The following is a 24,241-nucleotide window of genomic DNA, read 5'->3' as shown; positions in this document are numbered from 1 at the left end:
TAGACCTAATGAAATGATAAATACTAAGTATGCGAGTTTTTATTTTAGGAGTTCTATTTTTATGGAAAAATTAATGAAGTTAGCACAAGGTAGCATGAGATATAATTTATCTAAAACTAATTTTTTAAAAGTAAAATTCCTAAGTTTATAAGAACAGAATAAGTTAGGGGGGGGGTAATTGCGTGTGATGAGCGTTTGGAGTGTCTAAACGAGCTAATAGCAGCCAAAACCACCCTCAAATCCCACCTTTTAACCGAGCTTTTAAGTGGAAACTAAGAGTAAAGGACTTTGAATGATTGAAAATATACAAAATGAAGATGTAAAAAATGAACTTAAAAAGAAATTTAATGAAATTGAAAATTATTTGCGTAGTGTTTTTCAATTATCAAATGATATTGAATTTAGTTTTGATGTTGAAGTAAATAAGGGTAAATTAGAAATAATAGTTGGTATTTCTAATCCTAATCACGATTTAGAGTATAAAATCCAAGATATAACACCTAGTAGTATTAAAATAGATTATTTATTAAAAGTGATATTTAAAAACATTAGCTTTGATTGTTCTAAGCATTTAATAAAGCGTTATATTGCATTATTTAGCAATGCATTTATAGAAATAGATAAAAGTGTCTTAGAAAATGATAACTATAGTAATTTTATAAAAATTTTTACAAGTTTAAGTTTTGAAAAATGTAATTTTTACATACATGATAAAACAACTTTAGATGGATTTAATTTTTTTAATGATTTAACTTTTATCGATTGTTATTTTAGTAATAAATTATTGATTGGCGAGTGTGTTTTTGAAAAGAAATTTATCTTTGAAACTAGAAAAAACCAAAAGCATGAATTATTTGTTATGAATACCCGTTTTAAAGATAACTGTGAAATTATTTTAAATACTGATGAAGACACCCTTGAATTATCAAAGGTTCAATTTGATAAAGAATTTGATTGTATAAAGTGTAATCTACATAATATTAAATCTATATTTTTTAATGAGGTGGTTTTTGAAGATTACTTTTATGTAGCTGATAGGTTAGATTTTGGCATAAAAACAATATTGCTACCAATAGATTTTAAAGCTAGTATAATTTTTAAAGATGTGATATTTAAAAAAGAAACAGATTTTAGCCAAACGGAATTTAAACAAGATATAACATTAGATACGCTTATATTTCATGAAAAAGTTACTTTTGGTAGTTGTGTTACATTAAAGAGCGATGCAGATGAAATTTTAAAGCTTAATAATATTATATTTTTAAGTGATGTGGATTTTAGCAAAGTTTCTTTTGAAAACATAATACTTCATATAAAGAAAACTGTATTTGAAAAATCTTTTAGTTTAACTATTGCTGATGATGATAAATCAAATATAAACAAATTTAGTAAAGGATTAGTGATTCAAAATTCAACTTTTAAAGACGATGCTAATTTATCTAATTGTTGTTTTAATTGTGAAGTTACGATTTCTGACTGCACATTTAATGGATATATTCAAATTCATAGGTCTTATTTTCAAGATAAAGTTCAATTTGAAAAAAATATAGTTGATAAAGTAATTGATTTTGATATATCAGAATTTAAAGAAGAAGTTATATTTGATTATACTATTTTCAATGATATTCTTTCTTTGCTTTTTGTTATATTTCATAAAGCTCCAAAATTTGCATTAGCTAAATTTGCTAATTCTGCAAATATTCAAACTTTTAATTTGCGCATTGGCGAAAGTAATGAAAAGCTAAACAAAGATTGTTATAAAAAAGAAAATATTGAAAGCACAATGAATAGGTTAGGAGCTATAACAGATACTTATAGGTTAATGAAAGACCAAGCTATTAAAAACAATGATTTATTAGTTGCAACAGAGAATAAAAAATCAGAATTATATGCTAGAGAGTTAGAGCTTGATTATTGTAAAAAAATTAATGGTGTTAAATATACATCTAGTATGTATCAAAAAACTGCATCGGAGAGTGCAAAATTAACAATTATTGAAGTATTTGATAGGTTATTTTTAAAGCTTAACAGAACAACAAGCGACCATCACACTGATTTTTTAAAGATACTTTTATTTACTCTAAGTGTCATCGGTGGGTATTTTATGATAAATTTTGGCTTGTCTTCAGAAATAGTTGCAAACAATTTTGATTATTTAGTTGGTAAAGCTCAACCGATAGAAAATTATACAAAGATGGTTTTTAACTCATTTGATTTAAAAAATTTTGCTTTTTCTACTCTTTATGTATTGTGTTTTATCGTTTATATAACTTTGGTTTTAACTTTTAGCAAATTTAAAAAATTACTTGGTATTTTAGGAGCAGTTGGAATAATTGGTATTTTATGTAGCCCTAATATAATAACCCCATTTTTAGGGGCGTTTTCAGAAGATGCGAGAAATCATTATCTATATAAAGCCATAGATGATTTAGATGATAAAAAGGCGTTAGAGCTAGCTAGAATAATACTTCCAAATGATAAGGACTTAAAAGAATTTGAGCCTAGCAAAACCATTTTGAGTAAAAACGCCAAACTAGAACAAATCAGCATTTTTGATAAAACGGATTTAAGTGTTAATTTTATCTACGAGCAATCAAACCAAGATAAAAACGAGCAAAGCATTTATAAAGCCAAAAAGACCCTAAAAGACTACAAAGACGAGCTAAAATCATCAGATTTGCTAGATGAAGCCCCCGAGCTAAAACGAGCCATAGCGATAGATGGTGGGGTTTCAAGGCTTAATATAGCTTATTATTTGGTTCTTGCGTTTTGTATATTTGCCTTGCAAAAAACAATGCGTAAAAACTCCATAATCCCAAGTTAAAACCAAATTTCGTTTGTTTGCTTAAACTTGCCAAACAAACGAAATTCCGAATTCAAATTCCAAATACGCAAATAAATTCCAAAGCCAAACAAGTGACATTTGTGGCTTTGTGGAATTTATTTCATGTATTTTAAAATATATAATTTTTTATTCTAGTAAAATTTATTTATAATATAAAAAATAAAACCGAAGTTTTATCTGTTTGAATATTTATTGACACAATAAGTTAATTATGTTATTAAAATAAGTTAAAATAGATTAAAATATTCCATAAAAGGTAAAATATTAGGAGCTCTATATGTTTGTAAAAAATGCTATATATTACGCAAGACAAGTTATTGGTTACTGCAATAATCATGGTTATTTAATTAGTAATTTACAACTACAAAAAATTTTATATTTTTTACAAATGCAAAATTTCAAATATAATGAACCTAATATGCCACTTTTTGATGATGATTTTGTGGCATATCCTTATGGGCCTATAATTCATGAAGTTTATAGTCGATATTCTATATTTGCGTCTGGTCCAATACAAGATTATGTAGATGATGAAATTTGGTTGAGCGATAATCAAATAAGATTAATAGAAGCTTGTTTGCAAATAAATCCGTGGAAGCTAGTAGATATGAGCCATAAAATAGGTGGTGCATGGGATATTACATATAAAAATAGAGATGGTATAGGTAATACAATAGAAAAAGATTTAATTTATAAAGAAGCTAGAGGCTTGTAATGTCTAGATTTATAGATATTAATGAATTTAAAAATATTTTATCAAAAATAGAAAAAGATTACGATAGTGGTAGAGAAGATGACTTATTTAGAAGGCTTTTGTTTAAAAATCAGAATGAAAAATTAGCTGTCGATAAAGATGATAAAATACAAGATATAGCAAATGATTTTAAAAATCTTTATAGTCATAATAAAAAACATAAGTATTTTCAAATTTTTGATTTATTAAAACAAAACAAAAGACAAGATATAAGAAGAAACATTGGAATTTTATTACATTATATAGAAGTATGTTTGAAAATTTTAAAAAATGAAAATACCAAAGAAAATGAGCATGTTATAGCAGCGTTAGAAAAGCTAGAAGATTATTTAAAAGAAAAATCAGACTACGAGGCAAATAGAGAAGCTATTAATATTGAGTTGATAAAAATCAATAAAGTTGATTTAAAAATTGATTTGCAAAAAGAAGAAATTACAAATTATAAAAATGATATAGAAAAGCATGAAGTGCTGATTGAGAATTATAAAGAAAAAATAGAACAACATGAAGATGATATTAAAAAATACAAAGCTGATTTAAAAGAGCTTGGAGAGAAGTTGGAAAAATCTAAAAATGACTACATTGTAGTTTTAGGTATATTTGCTTCAATTATATTGTCATTTGTTGGAAGCTTGACTTTTACTTCTTCTATACTTTCAAATATAGATAAAGCAGATATTTTTAAACTTATTTCAGCTTTTAGTATGTCTGTAATAGTATTTGTAAATCTTATTTTTGCTTTATTATCATATATAAATAAGATTAGAAACAACAAAGCTTGTAGTTGGTGGATGGTTGCTTTTATTGTTATTGTTAATTTGATATTAATTAGTTTTGTTTGTTTTGGTGTATATAATCATATTAATATAAATTCAGCACCATTATTTTGGTTTTCTATAAATTAACTATTTTAAATACACAAATTAAATTTCCGCCACGCAAGGGCTTTTGCATTTAGCCTAAATTAATGCAAGTTGTTTAAAATGCATTTAAAATTTCAAAGGCGTAGCAATGGTAGGGCAAAAAGGCTTAGCGAGAGTGAGTTTTATAAGCTTAGCTGTGATTTGGCTAGGGATTTGAAAAGGATTTGGCAGATGACCCACTTGAGCATAATCTTGCTAGGGATTTTGATAAGGATGATGTGTGGCAAATCATTGCCTTGCTTGATAGTGAGTTTGGCAAGTTTGCTAATGTGTCTTAATTTGATGAAAGTATCAAAAATAAAATCGCAATTGAACTTATAGTAAACAATGATACTATTTTTAGCAAAAATCAATAAAGTAAATGACATAGAAAACTACATAAACTCCCTAATCAAAAATTTACTTAGGCAAATATGGTAGATGATTTATGGCTTTAGGTTATGATTTTTGAGATACAAATTTTGTTTGTTTATAAAATTTAAGTAGTAATTGATACAATAAATGGTTTAGATATAACTTTTAGGGTGTATTGTAGTAATATGGATAAAAAATTAAATGTGATAGATTTATTTTCAGGATGTGGTGGTTTTTCAGAAGGGTTTTTAAAAACAAATCATTTTTCATTTTTAGCCCATGTTGAATGGGAACTACCAATGGTACAAACATTGAGAAATAATTTAGTAAAAAGACATGGATATTCTGAAAAACATGCTCTAGAAACCGTTATTTATTTTGATATACAAAAAACTGAAGAGCTAATTCATGGAGATTGGTCTAGTGATTTACTTGATATCTATGGAAAAAATAATTCTAGTAAAGTTATACAACAAGGATTAAATGGTATTTTAGGTGATAAAACAGTTGATGTTATCATTGGTGGCCCCCCTTGTCAAGCATACTCATTAGTAGGAAGAGCGCAAGATAAAAATTCTATGAAAGGTGATTATAGGAATTATCTTTTTGAAAGTTTTGTAAAAATTGTTGATTTTTATAAACCAAAGTGTTTTGTTTTTGAAAATGTCCCTGGCATATTAAGCGCTAAACCAAAAGGTGAGTTAATAATTTATGAAATAATTTCTGCTTTCGAAAAAATAGGATATAAAATTAGGGATTTAGAAGGTTTAAAAAAATCTATATTTAATTCTCATGATTTTGGTGTTGCGCAAGATAGAAAAAGAGTTATTATTTTTGGTGTATTGCAAGAATATTCTAACAAGATTGATAAATTTTATGAATTGTTAGAAACCTATAAAAGTAATGATAAAAAAAATGTTATAGATGTTATTAAAAATCTACCAAAATTTAAACCATTAAACAAAAGTTATAAACAAAGCAATAAAAATATTTCTCATGAATTAATAGGTAAAAAATATATTAATTTGCATAATGCTAGGTACCATAACCAACGAGATATTGAAATATTTAAAGAATGGCTAAAAAATGATTTAAATAGTTTTAGTACAGATGAAAAAATACAATTTTATTATGAAAAAACAGGTAAAAAAACTAAACATATTAAATATAGAAATTTATATTGGGACAAGCCATCACCTACTATTGTTTCACACTTGCAAAAAGATGGATTGATGTTTATTCACCCTGATATAAACCAATTAAGGTCTATTACTGTTTTAGAGGCTTCGTTATTGCAAGATTTTCCTATTGATTATCCTTTTAGTGGCTCTGAGTCTTATTGTTTTAAAATGATAGGAAATGCTGTACCTGTTAATTTATCTAAAAACATTGCTCATGCTGTTTATGATGTGTTTTATAAAAAACCTACTAAAAATATTTTAATAGCTTGTGAAGAAAGCCAAACAGTATGTAAGGAGTTTAGAAAGCTTGGTTTTAATGCCTTTAGCTGTGATATTCAAGAAAGCAGTGGTGGACATCCGGAATGGCATTTTAAAGAAGATATTTTTAAAATTATTGAAAATAGGGGTGGGGTATTAGAAAATGGAAGAACGCATTATATAGATGGAGAGTGGGATTTGATGATAGCCCATCCACCTTGCACATATTTGGCTGTTAGTGGTGCTAGATGGTATTATCATCCAGATGATAAAGATTTACCATTAGAAGAAAGAAGACCACATCCAAAATATCCAAATAGGGCAAAAGATAGAAAAGACGCTATTGAATTTTTTTTAAAATTAGCAAATGCTAACATAAAACATATAGCTGTAGAAAATCCAATAGGTATTATGAGTAGTGAATATAAAAAACCTAGCCAAATAGTTCATCCGTATTTTTTTGGAGATAAGGCATCTAAGGCTACTTGTTTATGGCTTAAAAATTTACCTTTATTAGAGCCAACAAATATGGTTGAAAAGGGTGAATTTATAGAATTAAGCAGTGGAAAAAAGATAGCTAAATGGTATTCCGATGCTTTTACTAAGGCAAAAAATGAAGATGAGAGAAGAAGGCTTAGAAGCAAGACTTTTCAAGGTATAGCAGAAGCTATGGCAAAACAATGGAGCAAGGATATTGAATGAATATATATTTAAGAAGAGTGTTTGATCATGATGTTAGAAAAGAAGTTAGTATTAATCAAGAAGTTCTTAATATTTTTTTTAAAGATAATAGAAGTTTTAAGGTTAGGGGCATATTAAGTGGAATAGTAGGTGATGTTGTAATAAATGATGCTAGAGACTATCGATTTGGCGGAGATTTTAAAAAACTTATTAGAGCTGAATGTGAGCAAAAAAGTAGAGATAATGTAGAAGTAGATGATATTTTAGTCTTGTATGACAAGACAAATGAGTATGTATTAGAAATAATTTTTAAAAGTGATTTTAGATATGACATTTTCAGTAGTTTATTTATAGATGGAAAACGACCCGATGATAGACATGCTTTAATAACAACAGATGAAATTAATCAAATATATAATCACAAACAAATATCAAAACCACATCAAAGAATATTTTTTGGAGCACCAGGAACTGGAAAAAGCTATCTTTTAAATAAAGAGGCACAAGAGTGTTTTGGTAATAATTACGAAAGAGTTACATTTCATCCAAATTATTTTTATAGTCATTTTGTAGGTTCTTATAAGCCTTTTCCTAAGATTTTAAAATTAAAGGGTGGAAGTGTTAAAAAAGATGAAGATGGTAATATCCAAGAAAGTATCACTTATAAATATGTAGAAGGTGTCTTGCTAAGAGTGCTTTTAAAAGCATTCAAAAATCCAAGTACAAATTACCTTTTAATTATAGAAGAGATAAATAGAGCAGATGTTGCAGCTGTGTTTGGAGATATGTTTCAGTTATTGGATAGAAACACAAAAGGTTATAGTGAATACTCTGTAGCAACATCTAAAGAAATGCAAGAATTTTTAAAGTTTGAACTTGATGAGTGTTCTGATGATATTAAAAAACAATTCGGCAATGAATATGAAAAAATATCATTTCCTAGTAATTTTTATATTTGGGCTACTATGAATAGTGCAGATCAAGGTGTAATGCCGCTAGATACTGCATTTAAACGTAGATGGAACTTTGAATATATGGATATAAATTCATCAGCTAATGATAAAGAATTTAAAAAGTATTGTTTTAAATCAAGAGATGGGCATAAGATAAGTTGGAATGATTTTAGAACAGCATTAAACGAAAAGCTTTTAGAATTAGAAATTCCAGAAGATAAACTTTTAGGACCTTATTTTGTATCAAAATCAGTTTTAGATATGGAAGACATAAATGAACGCACCAAAATTATCAAAGATAAAGTTTTGATGTATTTATATGAAGATGTTGTAAAAACTTGCAGAAATATGGTGTTTAATGAAACTAGGTCTTATTCTGATGTATGCAACAAATTTGATGAAAATGTTTTAGAACTTTTTAACCTAAATAGAAAAATAACAGAAGAAATAATTCAAGCTAATAATGAAGATAATTAATTTACAAGAGTTAAAAAGGTACTCATTTGATGATTTACTTAGTTTATTTGGTGTATCAAAAGACAAACTAAGCGAAATTATTAAAAATCTTTTAGCTTTAGGTATAATAAAACTTACTTCACAAAATCAACTACAACAATTTAACCATAAAAATATCTATGCGTTTACCTATGTAGGTGTTGTTATGGTGGATAATATATGCTTTGCTGTATATCCAAAATATTTGCAAAATTATCAAAATGACAATAATCGTAGTGTATTAAAAATGCTTATAAGAGTTATCAAAAAATATGAGCATAAAAAACATATTCAAAATTTAGGTAGCTTTGATGAATGTTTTAACTTCAATTTACTTTCTTTTGCGATTAGTTTTATCAAAGATTATGCCACATATGGTTTGTATGAGCATAAAAAACAATTTTTTGAGTTAAATGGAGACAATGAAATTCATTGGGATAAAACTATGAGCGATACATCAGTATATTTTTCTAATAATATCCCTATTTATTTGGATACCTTTAGTATCAATAAAAAAATTAATGAAAGAAATTATTTTACAAGATTGCACGCTGTTATATTAAGTGAAATTTGCAATAGATTAGAGGATATTTTAGCCTTAGTAGAATTAAACCATATAAGACTTAGCGATGAAAAGCTTATTTGTTTTGGTGATAAAAATTACATTATTAAGCAGATTGAACAAGAATTGTCTAGACAGTTTGTAACTCATAGACAAAACACCTTAAAGATGATTAAGAAGTATTTATTAAACAGTGGTTATGGTATGGCCGGGGAATTTATTTCGTTTGTTGGAACTTCTAGTTTTCATATGGTATGGGAAGATGTTTGTAAAGTGTATTTTGGTGGTAATAAAAAACCGATTGAGCAAAAACCAAAATGGCATATGAACGGAACAGTTTGCGAAAAAGATACTTTAGAGCCTGATATCGTTATTGAAAATAAAGATGAAAATACTATAGAAATATACGATGCTAAATATTATGATATAAAGTTTGATAATAAAACAATATATAAAAACCCTGGAATAGGAGATGTGATAAAGCAGTTTTGTTATCAGTTATCTTATGAGAAAACCCATAAAGTTATTAAAAATATTTTTGTGTTTCCAAGCGATACTGAAAGTGACGAAAATAAAGATTATGTGGAGTTTGAGATATTTAAAGGTAAAAAAATACATTTTTTATATCTTTATGACCAAGAAGTATTCGATAAATACATAAAGTTTTAGTTGGTTTATTTTTAAATTTTTGTATAATTTAATAAAAACAAGGATTGGTAATGTCAAAAGAACAAATAATAAATGTCAGTAATAATATATGTAAAAATATAAACTTAGAAGGAGATAGAGGATTTATTTCTCAAAATATTTTGAGTAATTTACGAACTCTTTTAGAGCATACATTTATAATGCTTTATAATATTGATAATAATGATAATATAACTGACAGATATGATAGTATAAAAAAAGCAATTGCATATGTAAGCGATAAATCAAAATATCAAGATTTTAAAAAATTTCATGATTTTCTTCAAATTTCTTTATCTCATTATTTATCCAACGAAGATAGCTCTGAAAGACTAATGCTAAAGTATTATGAGTATTTACTAAAGCTTAGAAAACTTCATAAAGAATATTGCGGGTTAGACACATTAGAGTGTCTTGAAAAGTTTCCAATTAACATGGATACTAATAGTTTGAAATATTATTTAGCGGTAGCTAATTCAATCAATGGTAATGATAATTTATTTGGCTATTATGGTATATATTATATACATTCTAAGAAACCATTTTTTATTGAAAATGAGATTTATTATGAAATATCTCTTACGATAGCACATGATTATGCTAGTAAGTTTGATAAGATAATAGCTTTTACAAAATTAAATATTATGGATAATTATTCTGTATCTTTAAAGATACATAACACAGAAATTGATGTTTTTGGCAATTCAATACCTATAAAAATCATTACAGATTGGAAAGTCAATATAAGACCTTGTGAGATTAAAAATTTTTGTTCTATTTTTATGCGACAAAATTACAATTTTAAAAGAACCAACTTGTACATTCAATTTATGGAGCATATGCAAAAAGAAAATATGAATTTATTAGATATTGTTTTATCAGAAAAATATTTAGAAATTAAAAAGCAATTTGCTAAAGATAAATTTGTATTTTTCTTTGAGTGTTTAAATAAAGCTAGAAAGATTATCAAAGATAAAAGTGAAGGCGAAAATTGTTTAAGATATATTTTAAATACTATGCATAATAACGTAATAAAAAAACAATTGTCTTTAAGTGTTAATCAATATTTAAATAATTTATATTTAGACTATGGTTGCATGCCTTTTGATGCTATGCCTTTTTGTTCTTCTTTAAAGGGTCATAATCCAAAGTTTTATGATTTGTATAATTGTATAGATGTGCAACATAGAAAACATGAACTTTTAGTTAGAAAAATAAGAAATAATTCAGATGTAAATGGAAATTTATATATTTCTAAAGATGAATTAGGGCATTTTTTTGAAAATGATAATATTAATGCTTTGATTGACGAATACCATAACAAACTTTATCATAAACATAGAGAAAAAAGAGGGGTTGGAATATTGCATGATAAATATTTTTATATGCAAGAATATGAAAATAATATAAAAAAGATTATGCAATTATTTCAAGACAAGTCTAAAGACAGCGATTCTAAATATCAAAATGCTATAACTAAATATTTAGAAGAAAATCCACACAAAGTTGATTGTGATGAAAAAAGACAATTTTTAAGCAGTGTATTTTTAAAATCAAAACTAGCATTAATATATGGTGCAGCAGGAACTGGTAAAACAATGCTTATTGAATTATTTTCCAATGCTTTTGCAGATTTTGATAAAGTATTTTTAACTAATACAAACTCAGCTCTTTATAATTTAAGAAAAAGAGTAAATGCAAAGAATTCACTTTTTTTCACAATAGCAAAAGCAAAAAATAATAAAATCTCATGTGATATCTTGGTAATAGACGAAAGCAGCACAGTTAATAATGCTGATATGATACAAGTTTTAAAAAATGTTAATTTTGATATTTTGATATGTGTAGGAGATATTTATCAAATAGAATCAATTGGATTTGGGAATTGGTTTTTATTAGCTAAAAAGATTTTTAATGGTATTGAGTTAAAACAAGTATATAGAAGTCAAGATGAAAAATTGCAAAAATTGTGGGATAATGTAAGAAAGCTTGATGAATCTTCTCTAGAAACTGCTATTAAGAAAGGTTGTTCTAAGAATTTAAGTAGCTTTAGTTTTGATAAAAAATATGAAAATAGCATTATCTTATGTCTTAATTATGGTGGAATTTATGGTGTTAATAATATTAATACGCTTTTGCAAGAGAGTAATAAAAATGAACCATATTATTTTAATGGACTTATTTATAAAACAGGTGATCCTATTTTGTTCAATGATACAAAAAGATTTGGAGATGAAATATATAATAACTTGCAAGGTATTATTGAAGATATAAAGCCTATTGATGATAATAATATTGAATTTGCAATAAAGATTTATAAGATTATTGATAATATAGACAAGAACGAGTGTGTTGCTATGACACATGATGATATTTCAACAACGATTAGATTTAAAGTTGAAAGGCAAAATGATGATAGCGACAACGATGATGAAGAAAAACACATTGTGCCTTTTCATGTAGCTTATGCTATATCTATCCATAAAGCTCAAGGTTTAGAATATGATAATGTGATTTTAATGGTTTCTGATGAAATAGAAGAGCAGATAACACATAATATTTTTTATACCGCCATAACAAGAGCTAAAAAAGACTTAACTATTTATTGGTCGCCAGAAACAGAGAAAAAAGTTTTGGATAATTTAAAGATAAGGGATATAGATAAGGACTATAATTTATTAAAGCCTAGCTTAAAATTGTAGTGTTTAGTTTTACTTAAAATTAAGCGGAATTTGAAATAGGAATTTAAATTCAGAATTTTAAAATGAATTTCGTTTGTTTAAAGAATTTATTCCGTGTATTTTAGGTTGGGTTTTGCTGTTAAATTTTAGCTTAGTATATGAAAATATATTAAATTTTGATTTCAATTTTTAATTTTTGAGTTATTTTATAAGCAAATTTGCAATGATATAAAATTCAAAATATTTTTATAGTATATTTAAGAATAAAAATGAATTATCTCAATTATACAACCTAATTCTCATTATTCTTAATAATTGATTGGGCTATTTTTGGTATATTAAGTTCCTTATTATTTTATTTTTCACTTTGTTTGGAGTATATTAGTTTTAAAACTTCTTTTATTGTTTTATAAAAGAATTAAGATTTTAAAATCACCAAAAGTTTGAGAAAATATCGGATAATTGTTTTATAACTCCGATATTTATTAATTATTTTTTACCATAATATACTAAATTAATTTATAAGGAGTTGTTTATGATATTACAAAATTTAAAATTATTAAAAGAAGATATGGAATTAAAAGATTGGATAATTTCTAGTTTTTTATTTTCATATAATGGTAGTGATTATGTTGTTTTAGTAAAAAGATTTACTATAGAATTACCAAAGCGTAATAAGTATGCTTTGGTAAGACTAATTTTTTTAGATTCTGATGATACAAATCGTATTTTAGAGTTAGAAGCAAATTCTAAAGAATTTTTAATAGGAGATGAAGGAATGGTAAGCATAACTGAATTTAGAGATTATTTTGGAATTAAATATCAAGATAAATTATTTGATTTTATGGGATATTTTTATGAATATATTTCAAGATTTATACCAACTAAAGTTAGAGAGAATTTGGAAAATATTGAAAGAAATTGCCTTTTAAATTCACTTAATGGATTTAATAATGACGAAGCTGGAAAAATATATCCATTATCAATTAAAAGAAATAGCGACAATGGTCAAAGAAGTATTTATAATGATAATAAAACTAGAATTTTAAATCCTAGTTTATATAAACTTGTTTGTGAAGATAAAAATATAAGTTTTTGCTATACAAATGACATAAATAGACGAAAAACAAACGAAGAGATATTAGACAACTTCAATAATGATTATTAAGCCTAATCAAATCTCTTCCTAATTCTTCTATATCGTTTGTATTTAGGTTATAGATAAATTCTTCATTAAATATTTTATCCCAAACCACTGAATTTTGAAAATAACCTAAATATAGAGCATAGATTTTATTATATTGTTCATTTTCTAGTAATTTTAATAATTCATTTTTATCATTTTTATTAAATACAAAATCACTAATCATCAAAATATCAGCTTTTTTCAAACTATCTTCCTTAAGCTTTTTTATAGCGTGTTTGATAGCTATAAATGGGTCTGTTCCACCACTACAATTCATTTGAAGTATAGAAATTACATCAAAAATTGTTGCGTTTTTGCTTAGGTGTATTGTTTTTATATTGGTTGAAAAAGTTATTATATAACATTCTCTTTTTTCGTTCATTGCTTGCTTTGCCATATATAATGTTACTGCTTTTGCTATGTGCTCGCATTCTCCGCTCATACTACCACTAAAATCAACACATAAAATCATAGGACCTTTATCGCTTTCTTGCTTTTCAACCTCTATTTCTATATCTTCAAGTCCTTCTATTTTCTCATACTCCACACTCTCAAAGCAAAGTAGTCTTTTTTCTACATATTTTAAATCAAACACAATCTCAAATTCACCACCAAGCAAAGCAAGTTCACTAGGAACTATATTTTCTATTTTATTATCTAAAGTTACGCCTGTTATTTCTGCTTTATTTTTGCTTGGTATAGGTATGTTTTGAGAAAATGACTTTTGAAACATTTCTTTATGTTTTTTGGTTTTTGTTATAGATTCTTCTAGCGAGCCTAATTTATCACATAGTTTTTTTATGCTTTCACTTTCTATAAATTCTAAAAATTCATTTAAAGTATTTAAAGCTTCTTCCAAACCACATCCATTACCAAAATTATGGCTTATGTATTTATCTAGCTCTTCGTCATTTCTTATAGAGCTAGCTAGTGAATAGTAAAGATTGTTTTTAAAATCATCATTCATACCTAGATTTGATGATATATTGATTAAGCTTTTTATAAATTTCAACCAATCTTTAAGTTTTTTTATAAAATCATTTTCTTTCTTTAGCTTTTCTTGTTCTTGCCAATTTGATAGTTTTTTATTATATATATCACTCCACTCGTTATAAATACTTTTTATTAAAGAATTATGATAGCTTTTAAGTGCTTTTTTATAGTTTTTCTTATCTTTTAACTCTATTTCTTTAGCTTTATATTTTTCATGATAAAAATCATCATCAAAATCATCGTTAAAACACAAACAATCATTCAAAACTTCACTATATTCTGGATAGTTTTGTTGGTTTATCAGTATTTCGTTATAAAAAAGCTTATTTTTTTCATCTTGCAAATTTTGTGGTATATTTGCAAGGTATTCTTTTAGGTTTTGTTTAAAATTATTTATGCGTTCTTTTAATGCTTTGTCTATTATCTCATTGTTTGTAAGCTCGATATATTGCATTTAGTTTGTAATCCTTACATCTTCTTCTAATATTTTTAAATATCTTTCACATTCTATTTTTTTAGCCTTAAGATTGCTTTTTGTATCTTCTAAAGCTTTAAAATACATATCAAACTTATTTTTACCAAAAAATGGATTATTCATTGTTTGAATAAATTTTTCTTTTTCTTCTTCGCATTTTTGCATATGATTTTCTATGGTGTTTATGTTGTTTTTTAATTCTTTGATAAATGATTGTTGTACGAAAGATGATATTTTTTTATAATCTCCTTTTTTGTAAGTATATATAACAGAAATTAAATATTGCATACTATTTACATTATCGTATTGATATTTATTTGCATAGTCGTAGCCATTATACCTTGCATCATGACCATGATATATCTTATGTGATTTATCATCATATTTATATCTAAAATCATATAATTTTTTTAAATAACCATCTTGATCTTTGTAGTATATTTCTTGAAAATCTGTTTTATATAAACTTTCTTTTTTAATATATATAGATATAGTTTTTTGTGAATCTCCGTAATAGGTTTTAAGCTCTTGATTAGTATAAATATATTCTTCATCATCAACTTTAACATAAGCAAAATCTTCTTTTTGGTATTTTATTTCATATTTAATTGTTTTTTTAAGTTTATTTATTTTTGAAAAATCAAACATAATTTTAGGAGAAAAGTCTTTTATAGCTTTCACTAAAGCTTCTTTTATTATTTCTTTTTGCTCTGGTTTATCCCACGCACAATACTCAAGTAGTATTAAATCTCCTATTTCTATCTTTTCTCTTCCGCACAATACAGCCATAACTCTTATAAGCTCAAAAATCATTTTATATTTTCTATCGCTTATATATATTGCACTATCTTTATTCTCATTATTATAAATACTTATATTATCTCTAAATAATCCTAGTATGTCTAATACTTTTTCATCTATTGTGATGATTTTTGATTTTTCTAATACCTCTTCTATTTCAGTGTTTTTAATTTTTTCTTTTAATTTTACTTCTTTGCTTTCATTTTGTATAAATTTTTTAAAGTTATCTTTGTTTGCAATCGGCATTACTTCAAGCCTAGCAATAAACCTATCATATAAAGCTTCAAGCCCTTGATTTGCCTGCGGGAATTCGTTACTTGCTGATATTAGTCCTTTTAGCGGAACTTTTATTGTTTCTTTTCCATTTTTAAAGATTTTTTCATTTAGTATTGTTAAAAGCGAGTTTAAGATAGCAGGAGAGCTCTTCCAAATCTCATCTAAAAAAGCAAAATCAACACTAGGTAAAAATTCTTTAATATCTCTTTCAAGATTATCTTTTTTTAACTCACTAAGCCTAAATGGGCCAAAGATTTCTTCTGGAGTGCTAAATTTTCCCATTAAATAATCAAAAAATTTATCACTCTCAAAAACACTTGCAACCTTTCTTGCTATGTAGCTTTTACCAGTGCCTGGAGGTCCATATAAAAACACAGATTTGTTTGCTATCATGCAAAGAAGTATTATAGATGCTATTTCTTCTCTTTCTTGTAAATCACTGTTAATGTGCTCTAAAATATTTTTTATTTTTTTATTATTTATCATGTTTTCTCCTATTGTTTAATTATTTGATATTACTAAAATAAGGTTGAAGCTTGTTTAAATTTGAAACTTTTTGGTGGTTTAAATATATAAACGGTTTATTTTAAATATTTTAAAATGAGTACAAAAATAAATTTTATTTGTTTGATAGGTTTTATACTAAACAAACGAAATTCCTATTTTAAATTCCTTAGTTCGTTTAGGTTGTTTTGGATATTTTCATAGATTTTTTGGGCTAGTTCATCGTCGTTTTTTATGCTAATTAGTGGTAGCCAAGAAGCGATGAAGCTTTCAAGTTCAACCGAGCTTGGTGAGTAGAAAAACTCAATTTCTATACCATTATCATCTTCGCTTAAAAATCTAAAATTATGACTTTTTGGCTTTTCTCGTTTAAAAAAACTAGCTGCTTCATTTTTAAGGTATAAAATTACGCTTTTTTTACCTTCAGCATAGCCAAAAGCATTTCCACTTTTTGTGTTTTTAAATCCGCCATTTTTTACATATTCCAAAGCTATTATATCTTTCATAGAATTTAGAGCAAAGGTTCTGTATTCTCCTACGTTTTCACCGTTTTTCTTATCGTAGGTTATATAAAGATAGCGTTTAGAATTAGACACTTTTAGTTGGTTTGCTTGAATGATTTTTCGCTCGTTTTTATACTCACAACTTAGCAAAATGTTATGGTTTATTGCGTGATTTAGCATGATGATTTTTTGGTTTAGGTTTGATAGTTTTGAAGTATCAATTAGCTTTTCTTGTGAGCAAAAATATTCGTTAAAAAGTCCTTTAAATTCACTTTCAAGGTTTGCATTTTCAAGCTCGGCAAATATATGCTTAAAAACAACTTTTGGGCTTATGTATTTTGGTAGTAAGTCGGTGAAAATATATCCTTCAAGCCTTTTGCTATACCTTAAAATTAGGCTTAGATTTTTTGTTCTATTTTCTATAGTTTTGGTGCTTACATTTAAAGCTTTTGCAAGCTCATCTTTAGATGAAATTTTTTCATAAATTAAATCAATTAGCATTAAATCTTTATTATCAACCTTCATTTTACTATCCTAAAAAGAAATATTTATAATTATTTTTCTATTTATATCATAAAAATGTTAAAATTTGCTTTTTAAAATAAAAATTATTATAATTATTTAAAAATAAAGGTTGGTGATGCTAGAAATATTAAATGAATTAAAACCATTTCTGCCAAGTAAAAAAGAACAAGCAAAAATAATTGAAACACTTAGAAAAGAAAGTCAAATAAAGACTATCAAAAAAGAATATGAATGTATATTTTTGGCATTAGATAATAGGATAAAATATAGACCTTGTGAATACTTATATGAAAATAAATCACAAAAATATCTAAATGAAAGAGATTTTATAAAAAAGCACTATGAAAATATAAAAATTAATATATTTTGTACCGATAAAACTCATAAAAAATATAAAAATTCAAAATCTCAAACAATAATAAAAATCAATCAAAAAACTAGCATAATATCACAAATAAGTACTCATTTGAAAGCTAGCAAAAAATATATTTTACCACTAATAAACCTAGATAATAAGCAAATTGTAGAATTAGTAAAACTATCTAAAATTTATAATATAAAGTTTATAGAGTTTACAAAGCATAATAAAAAAATCTTAGTCCGTAATGTGAGTAGTTTATACAAAGAGAATTTCACAAATCTAGCATTTATAATGCACGAATTTTCAAGAAATATAAAAATGCCTTTTGTTAGCACTGATGAGCCTTTATATTTGCATTTAAAGGAATTTGGGGATTATTTGCTAGCGGGAAATTTTGAATTATTTTTACCTTTGTATAAAAAAATTATCAAAAAAATAAATGGTTTAGACAAAAATAGCATTTTTTATCCTTTTAAATTGCAAATAACAAATATTTTGCAGGGTTTTAGAATAAATGAAATGGTTTTTGATAATTATAAGCATAAAGCTTTAGTATTGTTTGAAAACCATTTAATACTTGCTAAGGTTTTTTATGATAGGGGTTATTATTTGAATTCTTTAATAATGCTTAAAGAAGGTTTTGATGTTGGAGTTTATCAATACTTTATGGGTGATTTTGGACTTAAAATCGCTAAAAGTACTAAATTTAGCGTATTTTGGAATGGGATTTTTAAAAATTCTGAGCTTGATGATTTTGCTAAAAAATACCTTAAATCTATTTATAAAATAAGATGCAAAATAGCCAAAATCAGAAATGCCTTTGTGCATTTAGAAGGGCTAGAAAATCAAAAAAAACTAATCAGGGATTTAAATGAGATTTTGTGCAATATCAATCAGATTTTAAATCAATATTCAATGATAAAAATAGAGCCTTGCAAAGAGCAAATTGCAAATAAAATTAAAGAAAAATTACAATTAAATTAGAAAGGATTATTATGAAAAAATCAAAGTATATTTTAGAAGTTTTGGTGGTGGTAGCGATGAGTGTTGGTTTTGTTTTTAAGACTTATTTAGACGGGTTTGATTCTAATTCTTTTTTAAGCATTACGACCATTATACTTTTAGGTACTACATTTTATGAAAGCTATAAAAAAGACAAGCTTATCGCAAAGCTTCAAGTAAAGAATTTAAAATAGGAATTTCGTATGTTTAAACCTACTACAAAAGAAAAATTAAAAGAGATTTTGAACACTCAAAAAATCAAACTTTATGAGATAGATACTAGTCTTATAACTGATATGAGTTATCTTTTTGATGGTGTTTTTTGGTGGGATTTTGAAGGTATTAATACTTGGGATACAAGCAATGTAACTGATATGAGCTATATGTTTAAAGATAGTGAGAGAATAGGTGTAAAGCTTAGTTTTGACACCTCAAGTGTTACAAATATGCAAGGTATGTTTGAAGGATGCAAGGGGCTTTATTACACCCCTTGCTTTAATACAAGCAAAGTAACAAATATGCGAAGAATGTTTGCAGGGTGTGTGGGTTTATCAAGCGAAGCAATAGATTTTGATACCAAAAATGTAACTGATATGAGCGAAATGTTTTATGGGTGCTATGATTTTAACGCACCTGTTTATTTTAATACAAGCAGTGTGGTTAATATGAGCAAGATGTTTTATCTTTGCTATAACTTTAATCAAAAAATTGAGTTTAACACTCAAAATGTAACCGATATGAGTGAAATGTTTATGGCTTGTACAGAGCTTGATAAAAGCATTATATTTAGTGATACTAGCAAAGTTACTGATATGAGCTATATGTTTAGTGAATGTCAAGAATTTAATCAAGAGCTTGATTTTGATACAAGTAGCGTAACTAATGTGAATGGAATGTTTTGTGAATGTTTTAGTTTTAATTCTAGGCTTAATTTTAAGACTAAAAATGTAAAAGATTTTAGCAATATGTTTTATAAATGTTGGGAATTTAATCAGCCTTTAGATTTTGATACCTCAAGTGCTATTAGTATGAGCGGAATGTTTTTTGAGTGTGATAATTTTAACCAAGAGCTTGATTTTGATACAGGCAATGTGACTGATATGAGTGCTATGTTTTATGATTGTTATAGTTTAAATAAAAAGATATTGTTTGATACTAAAAACGTAAAAACTATGAGAAATATGTTTATAGATTGTAGAAGTTTTAATCAAAAGCTTAGTTTTAATACTAAAAATGTTGAAGATTTTTCAGGAATGTTTAGTGGGTGCAAGAGTTTAAATCAAATTTTTGATTTTGATATGAGTAGTGCGAAAAAAATAGATGGAATGTTTTTTAAAAGTTGTGGCAAATTAGCCAATAATTAGACTAGAAAGTATTATTATGGAGTTAGTAAATTCAACGCTTAATTTGGTTATAAATTTAGGGATTTTATTAAGCATGATTAAATTAAACAAAAATATTGATAAAGTAAAAAATAAAGTTATTTAAAAAAATTTAATTTCGTTTGTTTAGTTAAGTTTTAAGAGTTATAAACAAACGAAATTCCTATTTCAAATTCTAGTTATTTTTTGTAGCGCTTTCTTCTTTTTTATTCTCTTTAGGTTTTTCTAAATCTTGTTCATTTTCTTTTTTGTCTTTTTTGTTTGTTTTATTGCTACCATTTTCTGTATTAGCAACATTTTGCTTTTTACCATTTCTTATTATGTGAATGTCTTTTTTGATAAATTCAACCTTTATGGTTTTTTTACAATTTTTTTCTAATGTTTTACCTATCTCCATATTTTCACTACATAATTCCACATAGGCAGTATCTCCTAAAGTTGATAATACTTTCACATCTTTTAGCTCAATATAATCGCCTTTATAGTGATATTTGTTATTTTTGTCATAAAAACCATCAAACATATCTTTTATAAAACTATTTTTATTAACCATTATTGTAGCGTTATAATATCCTAAGCCTGTTTTTGCAAATATGTTAATATTTAAATAAATCAAGTAAAGAAATGATATAAAAAGCCATGAAATTCTAATTGTATTAATTTTTGTTTTGCGTTTTATTGTTGCAAATGTTGCTACTATAAATAAAGCGTATGGCAACATTGAAATATAAAAAGTCAAATAATTTTTAGAGCTATCTAAAGAGAAACGTAAAAAAATAATTAATTGAAATATTAAAGCACTTGATATATAAAAATATTTTGTTAAGTAATCAAATTTGTTTTTTATTTCCATAGAAGAAAATGCAATAATTACTTCAATTAACATATATATAACTAATATTATTAGGAAAATAATAAAAATATTAGAGAATCCAAAAGTCAATAATTGTTCAAATGTGAGCTCTATTGGGTATTTTAATGTAAAAACATATAATACGCCATAGCTAAAAGCAGAGCCAACAATTATTAAAAATAATAAAATTTGTCCTAAAGCAAGAGATGATTTTCCAAAATTGTTAATATTATTTAAAATAGTTTGAAAATTATTTTTATTTTTCACAAAATTATATTTTTCTTCTAGTTTTTCTTTTCTCATTTTCAACCTTTAAATATTTTTTTATATTGTAGCAGATTAATATATTGTGAATTTTATTTGGTTATTGTTTGTGAAGTAAATGCAATAATACTTTTTACAAAAAAGTAAGAAAATGTATTTTGTAATTTTAGAATCGTTAGTCAAAATTCAAATCCTATATAAATTTGTAGTTTTATATTTTGATAATTTTTATAAATTCTTTTGCCATCTTTTTAATTTAAAAATTAATAGTAAGAATTGATGAGGTTTTGAAGTTTAAAAGAATTTGTATAAAAGATTGGCTAAAAACATAAAAGAGCTTTGAATGGTGATTTAGTGTAGTTTAGGAAAAGTATCTTAGAATTTGATTTAAATTCGTTAAAAAGCTCAAATTGTAGTTAAAAAATAATCGTAAGTGTAGTCAATAAAATAAGGCTATTTGATAATTGTTATAAAAATATTTCTAATAAATTTAGCTAGATTTTTATAACAATGAAATGATTAAAACCTTTAATAATAAAAGATAAATATTCAATAGCTACAACACAACATAGATTTATTAATGCTTACTTATTAATTATGTTCTAAAAATGAAAATATATTTGTGGGCTAGTAGTAAGAAGTTATTTTTTAATAATCGTTTTAGTAAAAAATCTGTATTAAAATACTTGTATGGATACCATTTATCAATACTATAAAATATAAAATTTGGCTTTAAAAGCCAAATTTTAGTTTTGATTTTTGCTGTGGTAATAATATAAATATATTAATCCAATAGGAGCAATTATATTACCGACTAAGTTAGTTATTAACATAAAAATAAAACAGATATTACAATGCCAAAAATAAATACCTAAAATAATAACTAGGATTAAGTCCTTTAAATGCTTTATTAAAAAAATCTTTCATAATTTCTTACCTTAATAATGGATTATTGCTTTTTGTTTTAGCTTTTAGTTTTTTAATTACTATGCCTTTTTTGTTGATACAAAAAACATTAGAATCATTTATATTTGGGCTAAAAGAACTAATCTTAACGAAATCATAATGCCACATTTCACATTCATTAGAAGAACTAATTCTGCTAGGTGCTCCGAATTTCTCTTCTAAATCACTTTTGCTAGATTTGTTAATTACAATGCTATCAAGCTCATCTTGGGTAATCTTAGTGCCTTCAGTATAGGTTGTGAAATTATCAATAGCAGCACAAGAGCTAAAAGCTAATGCAACTAAAGAAAATAAAAACAATTTTTTCATTTTTTCTCCTTAAATAAATTTAAAAGCAAATTTATCATAAATAAATTAATTTATCCTATAGGGTATAGATTTTAAATTTTTATATCGTTTAAATTATTAGATTTTACCTATAGGATAATGTATGAAAAACACTGAAGAAATAGAAGAATTTTATAAATTAGTATCAAGTAATGTTAAAAAATTTAGAACCGAAAAAAACATAAGCCAACTAGATTTGGCCCTAAGTATAGGCATAAAATCAATTGCCTTTTATTCAAATTGTGAAAATAATAAAAACGGCAAACATTTTAATCTAGAGCATATTTATAATATAAGCAAGGTTTTAGGCGTTGATATTTGCGAGTTGTTAATGGGGGGGGGTATACAAAATGAATTGCATAAAAGAAGCTTTGATTAATGTAGCTAATTTTGATTTAAGAGCTACTATGAGTAGGCGTTCGTATGCCTTTATGATTTTTGTTTTTCCGATTTTAGCATTTGGCTTGTTTTATTGTTTGATAGAGTTTTCAAGATTTGTGCGTTTAGTTTTAGCTAATAATGTAGATTTTATTTTTATTAAAAATGATTTTATGAGTTATTCTCAAATTGTTTTTCAGGGTTTATATGCTAATTTTTATCTTGCTATTGATTTTATACTAATTCTTAGCACTTTACAAAGGCTTAATTCAATCACAAAAAATAAAATAATCAAAACTATCATTGTAATAATAGCGTTTTATCTTATTGATTATTATTTAGTATGCTTTCATTGGCTTAGGGTTTATTTAGAAGATAATTTTATGCTTTCATTTGGTTATAAAGCCATTGGTTTTATTATTTTTTTCATACTTGCACTGATTTTATCAATGATAAAAGAAAGGCATTTTAATGAGATTACTCCAAAACGCTCTTTAGCTTATTTTTTAACTTTAGATTTTAGCTCAATTGCTAGTAAGACTAATTTGATAATACCTTTTAGTTTTTATCTTGGTATTACTATTGTTTTAACTATTTTTATCGTTGGAATAGTGTTTATAATGGCATTAACTGAACTTAGCATAATAATAATGCCTATTATTTATATTGATATATTTTATTTATTAAATCATTATAAATCAAACATTAGAGCAATTACAAAAATAATCACTCTAATATCTTTTATAGCTTTTTATATTCAAATTATTTGCTTTGATAGAAGCGGTATTTTTTATGAATATATGAATAGATTATTTTTATTTTCATTTATTTTAGTCTATATTTTAGCAATGCGAAAAATCAAGAATTTGAAATAGGAATTTCAAATTCTTATAATTCTACGCCGATGGCTTGATTAATTGAGCTTAAGCCGTCGTTTTCTATTAATTTTGTAAGTTCATCATTTATATTTCTAGCAATTCTAGGTCCAACGAAAATCATAGATGAAAGCACTTGAACTAAACTAGCACCCCATTTTATACGCTCATAAGCTTGAGCCGCGTCAAATACCCC

18 protein-coding genes and 2 pseudogenes are annotated in these 24,241 nt (G+C 25.5%); 14 read left to right on the top strand and 6 right to left on the bottom strand.

Annotated elements, in window-relative coordinates; all coding sequences use genetic code 11:
* The first annotated feature begins 292 nt into the window (after positions 1-292).
* The 9 genes and pseudogenes from AVBRAN12640_RS07560 to AVBRAN12640_RS07520 all read left to right on the top strand — a co-directional run bounded on the left by AVBRAN12640_RS07560 (position 293) and on the right by AVBRAN12640_RS07520 (position 13,542).
* Positions 293-2,824, top strand: coding sequence for a hypothetical protein (locus AVBRAN12640_RS07560; RefSeq protein WP_336608853.1), 2,532 nt, complete (start codon positions 293-295; stop codon positions 2,822-2,824).
* Between the two features lie 298 nt (positions 2,825-3,122).
* Entirely contained in the window at positions 3,123-3,560 is a 438-nt protein-coding gene (locus AVBRAN12640_RS07555; RefSeq protein WP_336608852.1) for a Panacea domain-containing protein, read from the top strand.
* Positions 3,560-4,504 (top strand): hypothetical protein, encoded by a 945-nt coding sequence (locus AVBRAN12640_RS07550; RefSeq protein WP_336608851.1) that lies wholly within the window; start codon positions 3,560-3,562, stop codon positions 4,502-4,504. The genes AVBRAN12640_RS07555 and AVBRAN12640_RS07550 overlap by 1 nt, the downstream gene beginning before the upstream one ends.
* Before the next feature lie 557 nt (positions 4,505-5,061).
* Positions 5,062-6,267, top strand: a pseudogene (locus tag AVBRAN12640_RS07545) (DNA cytosine methyltransferase); the annotation flags it as partial.
* An 18-nt stretch (positions 6,268-6,285) separates the two neighbouring features.
* Positions 6,286-7,017, top strand: a complete 732-nt coding sequence (locus AVBRAN12640_RS07540) for a hypothetical protein (RefSeq protein ID WP_336608862.1) — start codon at positions 6,286-6,288, stop codon at positions 7,015-7,017.
* Positions 7,014-8,426: an McrB family protein gene (locus AVBRAN12640_RS07535; protein ID WP_336608850.1), complete on the top strand. Its 1,413-nt coding sequence runs from the start codon at positions 7,014-7,016 to the stop codon at positions 8,424-8,426. The genes AVBRAN12640_RS07540 and AVBRAN12640_RS07535 overlap by 4 nt, the downstream gene beginning before the upstream one ends.
* Positions 8,413-9,675, top strand: a complete 1,263-nt coding sequence (locus AVBRAN12640_RS07530) for an LlaJI family restriction endonuclease (RefSeq protein WP_336608849.1) — start codon at positions 8,413-8,415, stop codon at positions 9,673-9,675. The genes AVBRAN12640_RS07535 and AVBRAN12640_RS07530 overlap by 14 nt, the downstream gene beginning before the upstream one ends.
* 50 nt (positions 9,676-9,725) lie before the next feature.
* Positions 9,726-12,395: an ATP-dependent DNA helicase gene (locus tag AVBRAN12640_RS07525; protein WP_336608848.1), complete on the top strand. Its 2,670-nt coding sequence runs from the start codon at positions 9,726-9,728 to the stop codon at positions 12,393-12,395.
* Between the two features lie 514 nt (positions 12,396-12,909).
* A complete protein-coding gene (locus AVBRAN12640_RS07520) occupies positions 12,910-13,542 on the top strand; it encodes a DUF6037 family protein (RefSeq protein ID WP_336608847.1) in 633 nt (210 codons plus the stop codon).
* Here the strand turns inward: AVBRAN12640_RS07520 and AVBRAN12640_RS07515 are convergent.
* The 3 genes from AVBRAN12640_RS07515 to AVBRAN12640_RS07505 form a co-directional block, all read right to left on the bottom strand.
* Positions 13,526-15,007, bottom strand: coding sequence for a VWA domain-containing protein (locus AVBRAN12640_RS07515; RefSeq protein ID WP_336608846.1), 1,482 nt, complete (start codon positions 15,005-15,007; stop codon positions 13,526-13,528). The two genes, AVBRAN12640_RS07520 and AVBRAN12640_RS07515, sit on opposite strands and share 17 nt — an antisense overlap.
* Entirely contained in the window at positions 15,008-16,591 is a 1,584-nt protein-coding gene (locus tag AVBRAN12640_RS07510; protein WP_336608845.1) for an AAA family ATPase, read from the bottom strand. It abuts the gene before it with no gap.
* A gap of 173 nt (positions 16,592-16,764) precedes the next feature.
* Positions 16,765-17,637: a hypothetical protein gene (locus AVBRAN12640_RS07505; RefSeq protein WP_336608844.1), complete on the bottom strand. Its 873-nt coding sequence runs from the start codon at positions 17,635-17,637 to the stop codon at positions 16,765-16,767.
* Between the two features lie 115 nt (positions 17,638-17,752).
* On the opposite strand from AVBRAN12640_RS07505, the gene AVBRAN12640_RS07500 reads away from it, so the two are divergent.
* From AVBRAN12640_RS07500 to AVBRAN12640_RS07490, 3 genes are read left to right on the top strand one after another with little or no spacing between them, the layout of a single operon-like run.
* Complete coding sequence (locus AVBRAN12640_RS07500) at positions 17,753-18,982, top strand: hypothetical protein (protein ID WP_336608843.1); 1,230 nt, start codon at positions 17,753-17,755, stop codon at positions 18,980-18,982.
* Positions 18,983-18,993: 11 nt separating this feature from the next.
* Positions 18,994-19,194: a hypothetical protein gene (locus AVBRAN12640_RS07495; RefSeq protein WP_214120564.1), complete on the top strand. Its 201-nt coding sequence runs from the start codon at positions 18,994-18,996 to the stop codon at positions 19,192-19,194.
* A gap of 9 nt (positions 19,195-19,203) precedes the next feature.
* Positions 19,204-20,364 carry a BspA family leucine-rich repeat surface protein gene (locus AVBRAN12640_RS07490; protein ID WP_336608842.1) on the top strand — a complete coding sequence of 387 codons (1,161 nt, stop codon included), beginning with the start codon at positions 19,204-19,206 and terminating at the stop codon, positions 20,362-20,364.
* A 193-nt stretch (positions 20,365-20,557) separates the two neighbouring features.
* On the opposite strand, the gene AVBRAN12640_RS07485 is transcribed toward AVBRAN12640_RS07490, so the two are convergent.
* Positions 20,558-21,538 (bottom strand): hypothetical protein, encoded by a 981-nt coding sequence (locus tag AVBRAN12640_RS07485; RefSeq protein ID WP_336608841.1) that lies wholly within the window; start codon positions 21,536-21,538, stop codon positions 20,558-20,560.
* Positions 21,539-22,432: 894 nt separating this feature from the next.
* Complete coding sequence (locus tag AVBRAN12640_RS07480; RefSeq protein WP_239803294.1) at positions 22,433-22,774, bottom strand: hypothetical protein; 342 nt, start codon at positions 22,772-22,774, stop codon at positions 22,433-22,435.
* Positions 22,775-22,895: 121 nt separating this feature from the next.
* Here AVBRAN12640_RS07480 and AVBRAN12640_RS07475 point away from each other — a divergent pair, with 121 nt between their 5' ends.
* Together AVBRAN12640_RS07475 and AVBRAN12640_RS07470 are read left to right on the top strand one after the other, a co-directional pair.
* Positions 22,896-23,171 (top strand): helix-turn-helix domain-containing protein, encoded by a 276-nt coding sequence (locus tag AVBRAN12640_RS07475; protein WP_214117650.1) that lies wholly within the window; start codon positions 22,896-22,898, stop codon positions 23,169-23,171.
* A complete protein-coding gene (locus AVBRAN12640_RS07470; protein ID WP_336608840.1) occupies positions 23,143-24,045 on the top strand; it encodes a hypothetical protein in 903 nt (300 codons plus the stop codon). Before AVBRAN12640_RS07475 ends, AVBRAN12640_RS07470 begins: the two co-directional genes overlap by 29 nt.
* Positions 24,046-24,058: 13 nt before the next feature.
* Here AVBRAN12640_RS07470 and AVBRAN12640_RS07465 read toward each other — a convergent pair.
* Positions 24,059-24,241 (bottom strand): annotated as a pseudogene (locus tag AVBRAN12640_RS07465) (dihydroorotate dehydrogenase (quinone)); the annotation flags it as partial.

The organism is Campylobacter sp. RM12640 (assembly GCF_020137595.1).
Lineage (GTDB): Bacteria > Campylobacterota > Campylobacteria > Campylobacterales > Campylobacteraceae > Campylobacter_E.
Note: the sequence above shows the minus strand (reverse complement) of the source record. Positions and strands in the feature narration are given on the sequence as shown.